The following is a 16513-nucleotide window of genomic DNA, read 5'->3' on the forward strand; positions in this document are numbered from 1 at the left end:
GATAGGGCGTGCGTGGGGTAATTGGATGAAGCGTGAATTATGGCGAAACGCAGTCAATATCGTGCAGGGTAGTCGATCGGATGGATCGAGATGGCTCGAAAGTCTATCGACCCGGCTGTTGATCACCTGCACGGTGGCATTGATCATCACGGTGACGGTCGTCTCCTTGGCGGTCGTGACGCTTTTGGAATCGAATCCAACATCGTTTTTGGGGCGACATAGACAAAACGATATGGGGACCCGCCTCATCGATACGCTCAGGTTCGATTCCCAGGGTAACCCGCAGTCCGTTACCTTGATTGATGAAATTCACATATGGCGGGCGGCGTTCCCGGATCAATTCCAGTACCGGGTGTTGGATCCACAGGGCACGGTATTGCTCTCTTCGGAGCACTTGATCTCCAATTTTCCATCCGCCGATGACTATTTCGATCCCCAAGCGGAGAGGTTCGCGGTCGAAAGCGATGGACGGGGATTCCACGTGGAAACCTTGCCTTTCACATATGACGGTAACCAGTTCTTTCTGCAAACGGCCGTGAGCGACTATCTGAGCGAAGTCATCGTTCGCAACAGGCTCAAGCCGGTATTCACCACCGTCACGATCATCGCGGGGATATCCCTTGGTGTCTTCATCCTGGCGATATATTTCACCTTCCACAGTATGTTCAGGCCATTGCGTCGGGTATCGGATGCGGCCGCCAGAATTTCACCTGAAAACTTGACCTCCCGGCTTTCACTGGATGGAATTCCGAGTGAAGTGAGGCCGCTGGCAGAAGCCTTCAATAGCGCGCTGGATCGGTTGGAAGAAGGGTTCAGGGTCCAGCAATCGTTCTTCGCCTCGGCCGCGCACGAGCTCAAGACGCCGCTCACTTTGATACGCGGACAAATCGAGCTTCAGGGTGATTCGAGCCAGCAGGCCCGGCTTCTCCAAGATGTCGACCTGATGTCGAGGCACGTCCAGCAGTTACTGCATATTGCTGAAGTAAGTGAATTATATAATTATCGTTCCGCGAGCACGGACGTGGTGGCGGTGGTAGATGAGGTGATACGTTATCTTGGGCGCCGGGCCGAGAAAAAGCGTGTCCGGATCGTGGTGGCGCATCGGGCGACCGCCTCCGCGCTAGAGGCTGATAAGGCGGCCTTATTCATCTTGCTCAAAAATCTGGTCGAAAATGCGGTGGAAGTTTCGCCTGAGTCCGCCGTCGTCACCATAGATATATCCAATCATTCGGTTGCGGTAAACGATCAGGGGGAAGGCATCGACCCGGCCCATTTGCCGCATATCTTCTCGAAGTTCTGGCGAGCGCCCGGAAACAAGTACGAGGGGGCGGGTCTGGGCTTGGCCATTTGTTGGAAAATTGCTAACACCTATGGTTGGCAGCTGTTCGTCGACCGCTCCGTACCGCATACACGATTCGTGGTTTTATTTGATGGTCAAGTGGGTAATAGATAAAAACTATAAAAAGCCCGTTGACAGTAAGTATGAGGTAAGTCTGTGGAAGCCAGGATGAAGACCTGATGCTCTTCATTTCCAGGACCACACCATGACGTTGTTCATCCGCTCCAAACGCTGGTCAATGATGTTGCCTGCTTTCGCCTTCGTGCTCGTCGATTCCGCCTACGCTCAGCAAACGCTCAGCGATACGCGTGATGCCGGCGGTTCCGGCTTCACCTTCTTGAGCGACGCGCCGAACGTCACCCACTGGGGGATCGGCGTCGGGGCGCGTTACAGGGATTCGCCTTATCGAGACTATGATGGCTCCGATTTCGATGCGTTGCCGATTTTCTATTTCGACAACAAGTGGGTGAACTTCTTTGGCACCAGGGCGGATCTCAAGATCGGTACCTGGAATGACTTCTCCGTTGCACTGCGTGGAAGATACTCTTTCGGCGGTGGCTATGAAGCATCGGATTCGCCTTACCTGGAAGGCATGGACGAGCGCGATGGCGGTGCTTGGTTCGGTCCTGCGTTCAGCTGGAAAAAAAGCTTCGGTGAGCTATCAGGAAGCTACCTGATCGGCGGGAACAAAGGGCATCGCGCCGAACTGGAGTTCAGTAAAGAGTTCGAGCGTGGCCGGTTCAGTATCTCGCCCTACATCGGCACTGGCTGGTCGAACAGCGATTATGTCGATTACTACTATGGGGTGAGGCCGTCGGAGGTTCGCGCCAACCGGCCCGCCTACGATGGTGAGTCCGCATTCGATGTCACGCTTGGTGCCACGTTCGATTACCGCATGACCGACCGTCAGACCCTCATTCTCGATCTGGGCGTCACGCGATTCGTCGGCGGCGGTGTCTACGATAGCCCCTTGGTCGAAAACAGGACGATTCCTGAAGTCCAGGTCGGCTACGTTTATCGCTTCCAATGAGCCGATACCCTGGTGTCGCGATGTTTCAGGTAGCGTAATGGTGATGGAAGGTAGTAGCTGATAGCGGCGAGGACGATCCATGTATCGTATAGCGTTGGTCGAGGACCATGAGCGGGTTGCGGAGCTGATCCAACGGGCGCTGCTGCAAGTGGGAATCGAGACCGATACCTTCCAGAACACGGCCCAGGCGTCGTTCGGGCTCAGCCATGCCGACTACACCGTGATGATCGTGGATCGGGGGCTGCCCGATGGGGATGGGCTGGCCTGGCTCAGGGACGTGCGCGCGGCGGGCAATATGACCCCCTGCCTGATGCTGACCGCGCGCGACGCCCTGCATGATCGCATCGACGGGCTCGAAAGCGGCGCCGACGACTACCTGGCCAAACCGTTCGCGATGGATGAATTGATCGCGCGGGTTCGCTCATTGATGAGACGCCCCCCGGTACTTGCGTCCCTCGCGCCCGCCGTGGGCGACCTGACCATCGATCTCGACAACAGTCGTCTGCAGTGTAAGACGCAGTCCATCCTGCTAGCGCCAGCCGAGCTCCAGCTTATGCTTTGCCTCATGAACGCAGCGGGGCGCACCGTGCGGCATACCAACCTCGAGCATGCCGGCTGGGGAGTCGCCAAGGCGGTAACGCCCAACGCGTTGGATGTGGCTTTGCATCGCATCCGCAAGAAGCTCTCGGCGATCGGTTCGACCGCCAGGATCAAGAACGTTCGAGGGCTCGGCTACATGCTCACCGACGAGCCGACAGCGAACGAGTGACTACCGCTTGGTGTGCATCCTCCCTCTGAAAGATCGATGGTGGCCGATGCTTGTCGGTCTCGTGACCGTCGCCCTTCACCTTCCCGCGATTCGCCGTTACCGAAGCCGTTACTGAACACGACGCCAGGGCCCGCTCTGATCGCCGCGAGGCAGGTGGGCTGAGCGTCGGGGATGAGGCGTGATCGGAAGCCAGCGGCCATCGATGATACAATCGAGGACCATTGCGCCCTTCATTCTGCCCCTGGGGCAGACGCCCTGGGGCTCGCCATTCGATCGGAGTCGTCGTGTCGTCCAACACTCGCGCACCGCTGCGCATCGCTACCCGCCGCAGCCCCCTGGCCCTCTGGCAGGCCGAGCACGTCAAGGCGCGCCTAGAGGCGCTGCACCCCGGGCTCGAGGTGAGCCTGGTCTCGATGAGCACCCGTGGTGACCGAATCCTCGATGCGCCGCTGGCCAAGGTCGGTGGCAAGGGGCTGTTCGTCAAGGAACTCGAGGAGGCGCTGCTCGACGGTCGCGCCGATATCGCGGTGCATTCGATGAAGGATGTACCGATGCACTTCCCCCAGGGGCTTGGGCTCGAGGCGATTCTCGAGCGCGGTGCGCCGACCGATGCCTTCGTCTCCAACCGTTTCGACTCTCTCGATGCGCTGCCCGAGAGCGCTCGGGTCGGCACCTCGAGCCTGCGCCGCCAGCTGCAGCTGCTCGAACTGCGTCCCGACCTGGTGGTCTCGAGCCTGCGCGGCAGCGTGCAGACCCGGTTGGCCAAGCTCGACGCCGGCGAGTTCGATGCCATCGTGCTCGCCACCTCCGGGCTCCAGCGCCTGGGCCTCGATGCGCGGATTCGCCAGGAGCTCGTCCCCGAACTGATGCTGCCCGCCTGTGGTCAGGGCGCGCTCGGCATCGAGTGCCGGCGCGACGATCAGCGGCTGCTCGAGCTGATCCGCCCTTTGATCGACCGCGACACCACCGCGCGGGTGCTCGCCGAGCGGGCGATGAACACCCGGCTCGACGGTGGCTGCCAGGTACCGATCGGCGGCTATGCGGTGCTCGAGCAGGGCGGTGCCGGACTCTGGCTGCGCGCGCTGGTCGGCTCTCCCGACGGCGCGCGCGTGCTGCGCTTCGAGGCGCGCGGTTCGTTCAGTGATCCCGAGCGCCTCGGTATCGAGGTTGCTGAAGCCCTGATCCAGCAAGGCGCGGGGGAAATCCTCGCCGCGGTTTATGGTGACCGGACGCGATGAGGGCTGATCGCACGGTGCTGATCACCCGCCCCGGCGCGCGCGCTCAGGCACTGCGGGCCGCGCTCGAGCGGCGCGGGCTCGCGCCGTGCGATCTCGATGCGATGAGGCTCGAGCGGCTCGAAATCGATGCCGAGCGGCATCGCCAAGTGCTCGAGCTGAGCCTGGATGCGCTGCTCTGCGTCAGCCCCTTCGCCGTCGAATGCCTCGCTGCGCTATTGACCCCGCGGCCGGCGTGGTTCGACGCGGTGCGGCTGTTCGCCACTGGCGAGAGCACTCGTGAAGCGATGCGCGATACGTTCGGGCGCGATGCACTGGCGCCGCATGACGGGTCGGCTGCCAGCGAAGGACTGCTGGCACTTGACGAGCTTGCCCGGATCGCAGGCTGGCGGGTGCTGCTGGCGCGCGGAGAGGGCGGACGACGGCTGTTGTCCGATACGCTTGTCGCGCGCGGCGCAAAGCTCGAAGAGCTCGCGCTCTATCGCCGCCGGCTGGACACCCCTGCGCCGCCTGCACTGGCGCGCCTTCGCGCCGGCGAGTACCTGGCGCTGATCGTGACCAGTGCCGAGCAGCTCGACCACTTGGCGCAGTGGTGCACTTGCGCTGCGCGTGATCGGACGCTGATCGTTTCCAGTGCGCGATTGGCTACACTGGCTGAGGGGAGTGGGTTCGTCAGGGTGCGACGTGCCCAAGATGCGACACCCGAAGCGCTGGCGCAGGCGTGCGCCTCGTTTACGGATGATTGAAAGCTGGCCGCTGGGCGGCGGTGCAGCGATGATTGAGCCTGCGAAGGCGTGCGTCCTCGGAGCAAAGACTCAGGGATCCGGCCAAGCGGCCGCCAGTTGGCGCCCGGGCCCGTTCGGTATCGGCAAAAGGCAAGCGACATATGAGCAAAGAAGACGATAAGAAATTCTCAAGGGATGATCAGCGGGAGCCGCCGGCGAAGCATGACGAAGACGTCTCGCCTACGATCGAAGTCGATGCCGCAGGCGATGCTCGCGCAGCCGAGCCCGAGCCCGCCGAGGCGCACGCCACGGAGTCCGGTCCGGTCAAGCCGGACGCCGCCGAGGCTGAGCCGGCCCCTGGCGCCACGCTCGAGCCGGCTGCTGAGGTCAAGCCCGAGCCCGCCGCTGGCGTCAGGCCCGAGCCGGCTGCTGAGGTCAAGCCCGAGCCTGCCGCCGCTGCCGCCGCGTCCGCTACGGCCGGGGCGGGCAGGTCGAGTACCGGCGCGGGCATGGACGCGCCGCCGCCGGGCGGAGGAGGGCGCAACGCCGCGGTGAGTCGCGCTCGCCGGCCATGGCAGCTAGCGCTGGCGGTGCTGGTCGTGGTGGTGATTTTGCTGCTGCTCGGACTGGGCTTAGGTGTCCAGCGGCTCAATCAGCAGAGCGCCGAGCTCGATGCGCTGTCCGGACGGCTCGAGCAGCTGCGCGACGAGAACGATACCGCCATCCGTTCCGCCCTTGGCCAGCGCGAGCAGGCGGTCGATGCGCTGGGCGAGCGCGTCGACCAGAACGATCGTGCGGTGCAGGGGGTGCTCGCCGAGCTCAACCAGCAACAGCGCAGCGATGCGCGTGAATGGACCTACGCCGAGGTCGAGTACCTGCTGCGTATCGCCAACCAGCGCCTCGGTCTCGAGCGCGACGTCGCCGGTGCCCAGAGCTTGCTCGAGACCGCCGATCGCCGTCTCGCCGAGGTCGACAACCCCGCTTTCCTCCCGGTCCGGCGCGAGATCGGCAGCGAGATCGCCGCCCTCGACAGCGTGCCGCGGCTCGATCGCGAAGGGATCTACCTGCAGCTCGCCGCCGCGCAGCAGCAGTTCGACCGCCTGCCGCTCGCTCAGGAGACCAAGGCGCTGGCGGCGCGGGTCGATGACGATGCGATCTATTCGGGGGGCTGGCGCGAGCAGCTGTCGAGGCTCGGTACCCAGCTCAAGGACCTGGTCACCATCCGCCGCCATGACGAGCCGCTGGAGGCGCTGATCACTCCCGAGCAGGAGGGCTACCTGCGCCAGAACGTGCGCATGCTGCTCGAGCAGGCGCAGCTCGGGCTGATCCGCGAGCAGCCCGAGATCTACCGGACCAGCCTCGATGAGGCGAGCCGGCTGGTGCGGCTTTACTACCTCACCGACGACACCGGAGTCGCAAGCGCCCTCGACCGGCTCTCCCAGCTGTCGAGCCAGCAGGTGCGCCCGGAGCTGCCCGATATCAGCGGTTCGCTCGAGCGGCTGCGTGAGATTCTCTCGCGCCGCGGCGGGCCGGCCGATGCCGACCAGGGAGCGTGATCGATGCGCAAACTGATCCTTTTCATCGTCATCGGCCTGGTCGTCGGTGCACTGCTCGGCCAGCTGATGCTCTCGGTGCCGGGCTACTGGCTGGTGCGGGTCGGCGACACTTCGGTGCAGACCTCGTTCTGGTTCGGGCTGGTCGCCTTGTTCGTGATCTTCCTGCTGCTCCATTTCCTGCTTCGGCTGCTGTGGCAGCTGCGCCGCCCATTCAGCCGGATCAAGCTGTGGAACAGCCGGACTCGCCATCGCCAGGCATTGAAGCGCACGGTGAGCGGTCTGGTGGCGCTCGCCGAGGGGCGCTGGAAGCGTGCCGAGCGGACCCTGACCCGCGCCGCCGATGACTCCTCGGTGCCGCTGGTCAACTACCTCTCGGCCGCGCTCGCCGCCCATTACCAGGGGCGTTTCGATCGCGCCGAGGAGCTCCTGCGCGAGGCGCATCGCTCCACTTCCGGCGCCGACAGCGCGGTCGGACTGCTCGAGGCGCAGCTGCTGCTCGATCGCGGCCTGCGCGAGCAGGCGCTGGCGATCCTTACCCGGCTCGAGCAGCAGACGCCGGATCATCCGCAGCTGCTCAAATTGCTCAAGCAGGCCTATGTCGGGGTCGGTGACTGGGAGGGGGTGCGCCGGATCCTGCCGAGACTCGAGCGTCACTCGCTGATCGACGAGGCCGAGCGGGTCGAGCTCGAGAAGCGCACCTATCGCGAGCTGACCCTGCAGGCGCCGGCCTTTGCCGCCAGCACTGCGATCAGCCCGCTGAGCGGGCGCACGGTCAATGAGCTCGAGCGGGTGCGCGAGCTGTGGGCCGACATGCCCGACGTGCTGCGCCTCGATGTCGACATGCTGCTGCTCTACGTCGATGCGTTGGTCCGCAATGGTGAAGCTGACCATGCCGAGCAGCTGCTGCGCCAGGCGTTGAAGGATCGCTGGAGCGCGCGGCTGGTGCTGCGCTATGGCCTGATCGAGGTCGATCCCCAACTGCAGCTCAAGTTCGCCGAGCAGTGGCTGCAGGAGCGGCCCAACGATCCCGAACTGCTGCTCACGCTTGGCCGGCTGTCGCTGCGCAATGCCTACTGGGGCAAGGCCCAGGAGTACTTCGAGGCGAGCCATCGCCAGCGCCCGAGCGGTACCGCCTGTGCCGAGCTCGCGCGGCTCTATACCAACCTCGGCGAGTACAACAAGAGCCAGTTCTACTTCAGAAAGAGCGTCGAACTGCTCGACCGCGCCCTGCCGGAGCTGCCCCAGCCCAGCGCCGCCAAGCGCTGAGTCTCTTGCTGCGTAAAAACGCCGCCGCCTTTCGGCGGCGGCGTTTTCGCAATCGGGCACAGTGCCCTCATCCATTTTCAGCCGATGCTGTATCCGCGCCCGCCGAGGCAGGCGCCGATCGCGCGCCTGTAGAGATCGCGTACGGTCGAAGTCGGCGGCTGCTGGGCGCTGGCCGGGTCGAAGCCGCTCTGGCTGACCGCCCATGCATGGCACTCATAGCGATCGCGGGCCTGCTGGTCTGGACTCTGGCCCTGGGTCGGATAGGCGATCACGTTGTAGTCATTGGGGTTCTCGTACTGCGCCACCGGCGGTGCGGCAACCGGTACGTAGCGCTGCTGGTCGGCGTTCCATAGGTAGTAGGTACCGGCGGCGAGGAAGTAGAGCATGCTACCGAGCCACAGTGCGCGGGCGCCATCGGGCAGCCCGTGGCCGCGGGCCGGAGCGCTACCCCAGGCGGGACCAGGGCCTGCGCCGCCTGGGCCTCCGCCATGACCAGGACCTCCCGGACCGCCGCCCGGTGCGGCAAGTGCCGATAGCGATAGGGTGGCGGTCAGACTTGCGACGATGATCCTGGCGACGATGCTCTTCATCTCCCTTGCTCCATGGCGAGCCGCGCGACTTTGCGCGATGCCGGCGATTGTCGCCGCCGATAGTGCACGAACAGTGTTCGAATTGATGAATTGCACCGCAAGCGACGCTTGAATCCCTGTGCTTCGCCCTCATTGAGAGGGAACGGTGCCGAGCGGCGCCGACCCTTTGCCCGACCGCGCCTGCGGTGGGACCGAATCATCGATACGAGAGGTAACACCATGGCTACCGCCACTGCCCGCCATATCCTGGTTGACAGCGAAGCGAAGTGTGAAGCGCTCAAGCAGGAGATCGAAAACGGCGCCGATTTCGCCGAGATCGCACGCAAGCATTCGAGCTGCCCCTCCAGCCGCCAAGGCGGTGATCTCGGCAGCTTCGGCCGCGGCCAGATGGTGCCCGAGTTCGACCGCGTGGTGTTCAGCGCCCCGGTGAGCCAGGTCCAGGGACCGGTCAAGACCCAGTTCGGCTACCATTTGCTCGAAGTCACCAGCCGCCAGGATTGATCCCGGCGCGGCCGCTTTCCAAGCGAATCGCGAGAAGCCCGCGCTCCCATTCGGGAGCGCGGGCTTCCTGCTTTGCGCCAAGGCCCATGGCCCCACGGAGCAGCGGGTCAGACGCCGAGGGCGCGTTCGATCAATGCCTTGGCGCGTGGGGAGAGCGGCAGTTCGGCGGTGAGCCGCTGGCCGTGGGGCGACATCTTGCGCCAGGTCTTGGCCAGGATATCGACCAGCTTGTCGTCATCGTGCTCGTTGGCGAAGTCGTCGAAGTAGTAGGCCAGGAACACCAGGCAGGTGGTGTCCTCCAGCGCCTGGGTCTCGGGATCGCGCTTGAGCTTTTCCTTGCGCACGAGCGCTGCGACCCGCTGGGCGGTCGATGGCTCGAAGCCCGCCTCTTCGACCAGCCGCGCGGCAAGCTCTGCCTGGCGCTGCTTCAGTTCGCTGCGCCAGGCATGATAGCCCGCCCGATCGATCGGGTAGCTGTCGCGTGGCAGCGCCCAGCGGCGCAGGTGCTGGGCGCGCACCGCCAGCTGCAAGGGGATCGAGGCCTCGGGAGCGACCCGGGCGAGCCAAGCGCTCATCCGTTCGGCGTAGAGCAGTTCGAACGGCAGCGCGCGTTCGCCATCGTGGTCGGTACGCGGGTCTTCGGCGTGGACGGCATCGATGCGCCTGAGTGCATCGACGAAGCGGGGATCGGTCACGGAGGATTCCTTTTTCTTGGACTTCGCGCGTTGCCAAGCGCGCTGGGACCCCCTCCCACCATGACCGCTAGGGTCGGCGACGGACAGGGGCGTTTTCTGCGCACCTTAGCACCATCCGCCCCTGGACCGCTCCCCGCTGGGCGCCTTTCCGATAGGAGCCCGTACTCGTGCGGCGTAAGCCTCAGCGCCGCGGCAGCAGGCGCTCCACATCGGTGCGCATGCCGTCGAGAGTGTCGGCCGGCGTGGCGCGCAGTTCGACCAGCGCGGCGAGGCGGTCGACGATCGCCTGGCTGATCCTTACCCCGTTGGCACCGGGGAAGGCGTACCAGGGCACCATGGCGCCCATCTGGTCGAGCCCCGCCTGGAACAGCGGATTGGCCGGATAGAAATTACCCAGGTAATCGGGGGATTGCGCCGCCAGGGTGTTGGTCGGCACATAGCCGGTGCCGGGCACTACCGTCGCCGCGCCATAGGGGCCGGCGGCGAACTTCATCAGCCGCCAGGCGGCCTGCTGCTTGGCCGGGTCGCGGGTCAGCATCACGATCGCGTTGCCGCCGGTCGGCAGTTTGCCGCGCTCGGCATCGAGCAGCGGCAGCGGTGCGGTGCGCAGTTCGAACTTGTCGCCGACGTTGTTGATCGTATTGCGCAGCGCGCCGGTGGTCTGGAAGGCAAAGCCCACCTTGCCGCTGACGAAGGCCTGTTCGCCGGCGGCCTTGGTGAACACCGGCATGCCGCCCTCGCGGCGCATCCGTTCGATCAGCTCGAGCGCGGCCTCGCCCTCGGGGCCAGCGAAGGCGACCGACTGCTCGTCTTCGCTCATCATCCGTCCGCCGTCGCCGAGCACCAGTGCCATGAACATCCAGTCGTCGCCCTGCCAACGGAAGTCGATGCCCTGGACTCCGTTGCCCAGCGCTGCGATCCTGCCGCCGTATTCGATCACCTCGTCCCAGGTGTCAGGCGGGTTTTCCGGGTCGCCGCCGACCTCGCGCAGCAGGTCGGCGTTGTAGTACATGATCGGCGTCGATGCGGCGAAGGCCAGGCCCAGCTGGTGGTCGCCGACCTTGGCGAGATCGAGCAATTGCGGGCTGAACCCTTCGGCGGCGATATCCGGCTCCTCGGCGATGAGAGGGGTGAGGTCGACCGCGAGGTCGCGCTCATCGATCACTCGCAGGCGATTGAAACCGACGAAGCTGATATCCGGCTGGTTGGCTGAGTTCGCCTGGCGCAGCAGCAGCTGCAGACCGTCTTCATAGGTGGGCGACGGGGCGACGAACTCGATCGAGACATCAGGGTTCTCGCGCATGAAGGCCTGGGAGATATCGGCCATTACGTCTTTGAAGAATCCCGGCATTGGGTAGTGCACCTTGAGCACGGTCTGGGCCTGGGCATAGCTCGCGCCGAGCAGGCCAAGGGTCGCGCCGAGCGCGGCGGCGAAGGTCTTGATTGTGGTCATGGGAAGCTCTGCTGGAATGGAGATCAGCCCTTGAGGCCGGTCATGGTGATGCCTTCGATGAAACGCTTCTGGGCGAACAGGAAAGCGACCACCAGCGGCAGGGTCACCACCGTGGTGGCCGCCATCAGCGCGCCGTAGTCGTCGCCGGCTTCGGCGGCGCGGAAGAACAAAAGGCCCAGCGGCGGGGTCGCCATCTCTGGGCTGGTGACGACGATCAACGGCCAGAACAGATCGTTCCAGTGCGCGACCACCGAGAAGATCGAGAAGGCGGTGATCGCAGGCCAAGCGTTGGGTACCACTACCCGCAGCAGCACGCCGAGCTCGCTCATGCCGTCGAGCCGCGCAGCGGCGAGCAGGTCGTCGGGCAGGCCGCGGAAGAACTGGCGGAACATGAAGATCGCGAACACCGAGAGCGCGAAGGGCGCGACCAGCGCGGTATATCCGTCGAGCAGGCCGAGGGCGTCGAGGGCGATGTAGATCGGCAGCGCAGTGGCATGGATCGGTACCAGCAGGCCGAGGATCACCACCGCCATCAGCGGGCCCGCGGCGCCGAAGCGCAGCTTGGCCATCGCATAGGCGCAGGGCAGCGCGATCACCACCTGGATCACCAGGATCAGCGCGCAGACGATCGCGCCGTTGAGCAGCATCCGGGCCAGCGGCACGCGCTCGAAGGCACGGGAGAAGTTCTCCGCCGCGGCCCACCGCTCGGGCCAGAGCGTCAGCCCGGCGGAGAAGATCTCGCTGCTCGGCTTCATCGCCGCTGAGAGCATCCACAGGTAGGGCGCGAGACACACCGCCGCGCCGAGCAGCAGCAGGGCCAGACGCAGTGCGCGCCAGGGATCGAGACGAATCGGGCTCATTGGTAGTGGGTCCGGCGGTTGATGACGAGGTACTGGATCAGCATGGCGACCATCAGGATGGCGAGGAACACCACGGTCATCGCCGAGGCGTAGCCGACCTGGAGGTAGCTGAAGCCTTCCTGGTAGATGGTGTAGAGCAGCACCTCCGAGGCCTTGTTCGGACCGCCCTCGGTGAGGGTCTTGACGGTCTCGAACACCTTCACCGCGTTGATCACGCTGATCACCAGGACGAACAGCGTGGTCGGGCTGAGCAGCGGCCAGGTGACCAGGCGAAAGCGCTGCCAGGCACTCGCCGCGCCGTCGATCCGTGCGGCGGCGTAGAGTTCGCGGGGAATCGCGGTGAGCCCGGCGAGGAACAGCACCATGTTGAATCCCACCGATTGCCACACGCCGATCGCCGCCAGGCTCCACAGCACGCTGTCGCTCGCGCCCAGCCAGTTGCGTCCCTCGAGCCCGACCAGCGCGAGCATCTGGTTGATCATCCCGATCTGCGGGTGCATCAGGTACTGCCATACCGTCGCCATCGCCACCAGCAGCGACGCCACCGGGAGGAAGTAGACGGTGCGAAAGAAAGCCCGGCCGCGGGTCTCGCTCTCGATCAGCAGCGCCGTGCCTAGGCCGAGCGCGACCGAGAGCGGTGCGACGATGGCGGTGTAGAGCAGGGTATTGCCGAGCGAGGTGAGAAACAGCGGATCATCGAGCAGCGCTCGGTAGTTCTCCAGGCCGATGAAGATCGCGCCCGGATAGCCGAGCTGATAGTCGGTGAGGCTGAACCACACCACCGCGAGCATCGGCAGCAGGATCAGCATCGCCATCAGCACCATGGCGGGACTCGCCAGTATCCAGCCGCTGAGCGCTTCGCTTCGAGCCTGCCGGCGTGCCGGTGCCGACAGGCGCGGGCGCAGCGTAGAAGAGGGCGAGACGAGCGATTCAGACATCGAGCTTCTCCGTCTGATTCGCGCTGCGTTCGAGCCGGAGTTCGGCTGCCGCCAGGCGCTCGCCGCTGCGCGCGAAGATCAGCGTCTGGGAGGGCTCTGCCGCGACCCATACGCGCTGGTCGGGGCGGTACGCAGCGCCGAGCTCGGGGGCGAGACTCGCGATCAGCGGCGTAGCGTCGCTTTCGAGCTCTAGATGGAGCAAACACTCGGTGCCGAGGTACTCGCAGCGCTTGACCCAGGCGGTGAGCCCGCGTGGATGGCGTTCGGCCACCAGGCGCAGCGCCGGAGGGCGGATAGCGAGCACCACTTTGCGGTCACGGGGTGGTTCGGCGCAGCGTGCCAGCGCGGTGCCGTCGACCCAGGCCACGCCCTCGTCGTCGACCCGGGCATCGAGCTGATTGATCCGGGGAGTGCCGATGAAACGGGCAACCTCGAGATGGCGCGGGTCCTGGTAGATCCGCTGGGGCGTGTCCAGCTGCAGCAGGCAGCCTTGAATCATCACCGCGACACGGTCAGCCATGCTCAGCGCCTCGGCCTGGTCGTGGGTGACGTAAAGCGTGGTGACGCCTGTGCGCCGCTGCAGGGCGACGATCTCGCTGCGCGTGTGGACGCGCAGGTTGGCGTCTAGATTCGAGAGCGGCTCGTCCATCAGGAACACGCGGGGATCGCGAACCATCGCCCTCGCCAGCGCCACACGCTGGCGCTGGCCGCCGGACATCTTCGCCGGCTTGCGGTCGAGCAGATGCGCGATCTCGAGCTGTTCGGCGACTTGTCGCACCCGTGCGTGGATCTCCTCGCGAACCGCCCTGGGGGTGAGCCAGCGCCCGATCAGCGGCAGCCGCTGCCAGCCGCTGAGCCGGCGCATCACCAGCGGCACGGCGATGTTCTGCGCCGCGGTGAGATGGGGATAGAGCGCATAGGACTGGAACACCATCGCCACGTCGCGCTTCGCCGCGGGTAGTTCGCCGAGCTCCCGGTCTCCGCTGCGGATCCTGCCGGCATCGGGTGATTCGAGACCGGCGACGATCCGCAGCAGGGTGCTCTTGCCGCATCCGGAAGGCCCGACCAGGGCGATGAATTCTCCCGGGCGCGCCTCGATGTCGATGCCTTTGAGTATCGTCTGCTTGCCGAAGCGCTTCTCGATGCCGCTCAGCTCGAGGGCGTGGCCGTTCATCGCGCGATCTCCTTGAGTTCGGCGTCGCCGGGGTAGACCTCATCGATGATCGGGTCGAGGTAGTAGGGCAACAGCCCCTCGACCTCGACGATCTCGCAGCGATGGTCTCCTCGCTCGCCCAGGGTGATCAGGGCGGCGCCGAGGCAGGCCCTGCCGGGCAGCGGCCGGTCGGTGTTCGCGACCATGAACGAGGAGGCCGGGCACCATAGGTAGTCGATGCCGTCCACTTCGCCCTGCCAGGCGCGGTGAAGGTGGCCGCTGGCGATCAGCGCCACGTCGTGGCGCTCGATCAGCGCACGCAGTGCGCCGCGGGATTCACCGGCCAGGCTCCAGTAGCCGCCGTCGCGCTCATCGAACGACTCGACGAACAGCGGCTTGTGGCTGAACAGCGCCACCCGGCGGGTGCCGCGTCCCGCCAGGCAGCCGCCGATCCAGGCGAAGGACTCCTCGCGGTCCGCGCGCTCGCCCTCGAGGACCTGGCTATCGATGCCGATCAGCCGCCAGCCGGGGATGTCGTGACACCAGCGGTCGGTCTCGAACGCGTCGCACCAGTGCTGCAGCCGGTCCGCATCGACCGGCCGGCGGGGATCGAAAGCATCGCCGACGTCGTGGTTGCCCGGCAGCGCCAGCAGCGGAATCCCGAGTTGATCGAACAGCCGTCGGCAGTGGGCGAGTTCGCGTTTGTCGCCGGCGCCGTCGAGGCTGGCGTCTCCGGTGTGGATCACGAGATCGGGCGCCAACTGGCGAATCCAGGCGGCGAGCGGCGGCCAGTTGGCGGCGAAGTGGAGTTTGCTCGGACTCAGGTGGGTATCGCTGATCTGTACGATGCGCATCGCAGGGTCCCCAATGGCCCAGGGAGGACGCACTCAGGGCGTCGGAGCGCTCATTCTGCGGCGCGCCGATGACACGGCCTTTACCGATATTTGACGGTTGAATGATCGCAGGGGGTGCCCTGCGGGGTTCGATACGCTCAGCGTCGCGGCGATCGTGCGCCCTGGTCGGCTGGGTGGGAGGACGGGAGGAGCGAGACTCGCTGCCAGTCGAGCCGCGCATACCAGAGCATGGTGATGGCCGCCATCAGCAGGTTGGTCAGCGGGAATGCCCACCACAGGCCATCGACGCCGAACGCGGCCTCACGCGACAAAAACCACGCCAGGGGGAGTTGGATCACCCACTGAGAGACCAGCGCGAGGTTCATCGTCACCACCGTTTGGCCGGCGGCGCGGAACACGCCGCTGAGTGACATCTGCAGGCCGATGAGGCCGAAGGTGAAGGCCACCGTACGCAGGAAGCGTGCACCGGTGGCGATCACCTCGGGGTCGTCCGGCACGAACACCGCGACCAGCGAGGGGGCGGCCAGGAAGGCCGCCACGCCGACCAGGCTGAGGCCGATGAAGGCGATCACCGAGCTGAGCCTGGCGATCGACCTGGCGCGCTCGATCTGGCCTGCGCCGATGTTCTGGCCGACCAGCGCCGAGGTCGCCATCGATAGGCCCAGGGCGGGAATGATCACCAGTGCGAGCAGGCTGTTGACCACGCCATAGGCGGCGATGGTCACGGTGCCGAAGGCGGCGACCATCAGCACCATCGCGTTCATCCCCAGGGCGCGGGCGGAGAGCTCCACCGAGGAGGGAAAGCCGAGCCGGAAGGCGCGCGCGATGAAGGCCCAGTCGGGGCGCAGCGCCCTGAGCCGCAGCACGATGCCGAGCTTGCCGCGGGCGAGCAGCCAGAGCCCGATGCCCAGCGCCAAGCCCTGGGTCAACAGCGTGGCGAATGCCGCGCCGGCCACGCCGAAGGCGGGGATCGGTCCCCAGCCGAAGATCAACGGCGGGTCGATCAGCGCGTTGAGCACCACCGTGCCGAGCACGATGTAGAGCGGGATGCGCACTTCGCCGGCGCCGCGCATCAGCGCCTGGAACATGGCGAAGCCGAAGGTGAAGACCAGCCCGCCGAGGGTGATGCGCAGGAATGCCAGGGCATCGTCGTAGACCCCGGGCTCGACGCTGAGCAGCGTAAGCATGCGCGGCGCCGCCCATTGGCCGAGCGCGGTCAGCAGCAATGAGAATCCGAATGCCAGCAGCAGCACCTGGCCTGCGACATGGTCGGTCATCGCGCGGTTGCGAGCGCCGACGTACTGGGCGATCAGGGTCGAGCCCGCGACGCTGAAGCCGGAGCCGAGCGCGAAGGCGAGGAAGTTGATCGGCAGGCTGATCGATACCGCCGCCACCGCGTCGCCGCCGAGACGGCCGACCCAGAAGGCATCGATCAGCTGGTAGGTCGACTGCAGCAGGTTGGCGACGATGATCGGTAGCGCCAGTTTCAACAGCGAGCCGAAGATCGGTCCTTCCAGCAGGGGGTTGCGCGCGATGGGAGGCAAGGGCA

The 16513-nt window shown here is 65.6% G+C and carries 16 protein-coding genes; 8 read left to right on the forward strand and 8 right to left on the reverse strand.

The window, feature by feature from the left end:
* The first annotated feature begins 25 nt into the window (after window positions 1–25).
* The 7 genes from A5892_RS04265 to A5892_RS04295 all read left to right on the forward strand — a co-directional run bounded on the left by A5892_RS04265 (window position 26) and on the right by A5892_RS04295 (window position 7920).
* Window positions 26–1453 carry an ATP-binding protein gene (locus A5892_RS04265; protein WP_082890270.1) on the forward strand — a complete coding sequence of 476 codons (1428 nt, stop codon included), beginning with the start codon at window positions 26–28 and terminating at the stop codon, window positions 1451–1453.
* A 91-nt stretch (window positions 1454–1544) separates the two neighbouring features.
* Complete coding sequence (locus A5892_RS04270; protein WP_150123477.1) at window positions 1545–2369, forward strand: MipA/OmpV family protein; 825 nt, start codon at window positions 1545–1547, stop codon at window positions 2367–2369.
* 79 nt (window positions 2370–2448) lie between these two features.
* The gene (locus A5892_RS04275) at window positions 2449–3138 is read left to right on the forward strand and encodes a response regulator transcription factor (RefSeq protein WP_064121748.1); all 690 of its coding nucleotides are present in this window, start codon (window positions 2449–2451) and stop codon (window positions 3136–3138) included.
* A 284-nt stretch (window positions 3139–3422) separates the two neighbouring features.
* Window positions 3423–4376 (forward strand): hydroxymethylbilane synthase, encoded by a 954-nt coding sequence (hemC, locus tag A5892_RS04280; RefSeq protein WP_064121749.1) that lies wholly within the window; start codon window positions 3423–3425, stop codon window positions 4374–4376.
* A complete protein-coding gene (locus A5892_RS04285) occupies window positions 4373–5119 on the forward strand; it encodes a uroporphyrinogen-III synthase (RefSeq protein WP_064121750.1) in 747 nt (248 codons plus the stop codon). The genes hemC and A5892_RS04285 overlap by 4 nt, the downstream gene beginning before the upstream one ends.
* A 140-nt stretch (window positions 5120–5259) precedes the next feature.
* On the forward strand, window positions 5260–6654 hold the full coding sequence (locus tag A5892_RS04290; protein ID WP_082890271.1) for a uroporphyrinogen-III C-methyltransferase: 1395 nt from the start codon (window positions 5260–5262) through the stop codon (window positions 6652–6654).
* A gap of 3 nt (window positions 6655–6657) precedes the next feature.
* Entirely contained in the window at window positions 6658–7920 is a 1263-nt protein-coding gene (locus A5892_RS04295) for a heme biosynthesis HemY N-terminal domain-containing protein (RefSeq protein ID WP_064121751.1), read from the forward strand.
* 77 nt (window positions 7921–7997) lie between these two features.
* Here the strand turns inward: A5892_RS04295 and A5892_RS04300 are convergent, their stop codons facing one another.
* Window positions 7998–8510, reverse strand: coding sequence for a hypothetical protein (locus A5892_RS04300; RefSeq protein ID WP_064121752.1), 513 nt, complete (start codon window positions 8508–8510; stop codon window positions 7998–8000).
* A gap of 219 nt (window positions 8511–8729) precedes the next feature.
* On the opposite strand from A5892_RS04300, the gene A5892_RS04305 reads away from it, so the two are divergent.
* Window positions 8730–9011 carry a peptidylprolyl isomerase gene (locus A5892_RS04305; protein WP_027351337.1) on the forward strand — a complete coding sequence of 94 codons (282 nt, stop codon included), beginning with the start codon at window positions 8730–8732 and terminating at the stop codon, window positions 9009–9011.
* Between the two features lie 107 nt (window positions 9012–9118).
* Here the strand turns inward: A5892_RS04305 and A5892_RS04310 are convergent, their stop codons facing one another.
* The 7 genes from A5892_RS04310 to A5892_RS04340 form a co-directional block, all read right to left on the reverse strand.
* The gene (locus A5892_RS04310) at window positions 9119–9706 is read right to left on the reverse strand and encodes a DUF4202 domain-containing protein (RefSeq protein ID WP_064121753.1); all 588 of its coding nucleotides are present in this window, start codon (window positions 9704–9706) and stop codon (window positions 9119–9121) included.
* 181 nt (window positions 9707–9887) lie between these two features.
* Entirely contained in the window at window positions 9888–11159 is a 1272-nt protein-coding gene (locus A5892_RS04315; RefSeq protein WP_064121754.1) for an ABC transporter substrate-binding protein, read from the reverse strand.
* 23 nt (window positions 11160–11182) lie between these two features.
* Window positions 11183–12019, reverse strand: a complete 837-nt coding sequence (locus A5892_RS04320; protein WP_064121755.1) for a carbohydrate ABC transporter permease — start codon at window positions 12017–12019, stop codon at window positions 11183–11185.
* Entirely contained in the window at window positions 12016–12957 is a 942-nt protein-coding gene (locus A5892_RS04325) for a carbohydrate ABC transporter permease (RefSeq protein ID WP_064121756.1), read from the reverse strand. The genes A5892_RS04320 and A5892_RS04325 overlap by 4 nt, the downstream gene beginning before the upstream one ends.
* Entirely contained in the window at window positions 12950–14131 is a 1182-nt protein-coding gene (locus tag A5892_RS04330; protein ID WP_064121757.1) for an ABC transporter ATP-binding protein, read from the reverse strand. The genes A5892_RS04325 and A5892_RS04330 overlap by 8 nt, the downstream gene beginning before the upstream one ends.
* A complete protein-coding gene (locus A5892_RS04335) occupies window positions 14128–14964 on the reverse strand; it encodes a metallophosphoesterase family protein (protein ID WP_064121758.1) in 837 nt (278 codons plus the stop codon). Before A5892_RS04335 ends, A5892_RS04330 begins: the two co-directional genes overlap by 4 nt.
* A 137-nt stretch (window positions 14965–15101) precedes the next feature.
* On the reverse strand, window positions 15102–16508 hold the full coding sequence (locus A5892_RS04340; RefSeq protein ID WP_223302786.1) for an MATE family efflux transporter: 1407 nt from the start codon (window positions 16506–16508) through the stop codon (window positions 15102–15104).
* Between the last annotated feature and the right edge of the window lie 5 nt (window positions 16509–16513).

Source organism: Halotalea alkalilenta (assembly GCF_001648175.1).
GTDB lineage: Bacteria > Pseudomonadota > Gammaproteobacteria > Pseudomonadales > Halomonadaceae > Halotalea > Halotalea alkalilenta_A.

Coding starts and splice junctions, on each gene's coding strand:
- A5892_RS04315 (WP_064121754.1), bottom strand. CDS start 11,159: ATGACCACAATCAAGACCTTCGCCGCCGCGCTCGGCGCGACCCTTGGC.
- A5892_RS04330 (WP_064121757.1), bottom strand. CDS start 14,131: ATGAACGGCCACGCCCTCGAGCTGAGCGGCATCGAGAAGCGCTTCGGC.
- A5892_RS04305 (WP_027351337.1), top strand. CDS start 8,730: ATGGCTACCGCCACTGCCCGCCATATCCTGGTTGACAGCGAAGCGAAG.
- A5892_RS04325 (WP_064121756.1), bottom strand. CDS start 12,957: ATGTCTGAATCGCTCGTCTCGCCCTCTTCTACGCTGCGCCCGCGCCTG.
- A5892_RS04270 (WP_150123477.1), top strand. CDS start 1,545: ATGACGTTGTTCATCCGCTCCAAACGCTGGTCAATGATGTTGCCTGCT.
- A5892_RS04275 (WP_064121748.1), top strand. CDS start 2,449: ATGTATCGTATAGCGTTGGTCGAGGACCATGAGCGGGTTGCGGAGCTG.
- A5892_RS04320 (WP_064121755.1), bottom strand. CDS start 12,019: ATGAGCCCGATTCGTCTCGATCCCTGGCGCGCACTGCGTCTGGCCCTG.
- A5892_RS04335 (WP_064121758.1), bottom strand. CDS start 14,964: ATGCGCATCGTACAGATCAGCGATACCCACCTGAGTCCGAGCAAACTC.
- A5892_RS04295 (WP_064121751.1), top strand. CDS start 6,658: ATGCGCAAACTGATCCTTTTCATCGTCATCGGCCTGGTCGTCGGTGCA.
- A5892_RS04300 (WP_064121752.1), bottom strand. CDS start 8,510: ATGAAGAGCATCGTCGCCAGGATCATCGTCGCAAGTCTGACCGCCACC.
- A5892_RS04290 (WP_082890271.1), top strand. CDS start 5,260: ATGAGCAAAGAAGACGATAAGAAATTCTCAAGGGATGATCAGCGGGAG.
- A5892_RS04285 (WP_064121750.1), top strand. CDS start 4,373: ATGAGGGCTGATCGCACGGTGCTGATCACCCGCCCCGGCGCGCGCGCT.
- A5892_RS04265 (WP_082890270.1), top strand. CDS start 26: ATGAAGCGTGAATTATGGCGAAACGCAGTCAATATCGTGCAGGGTAGT.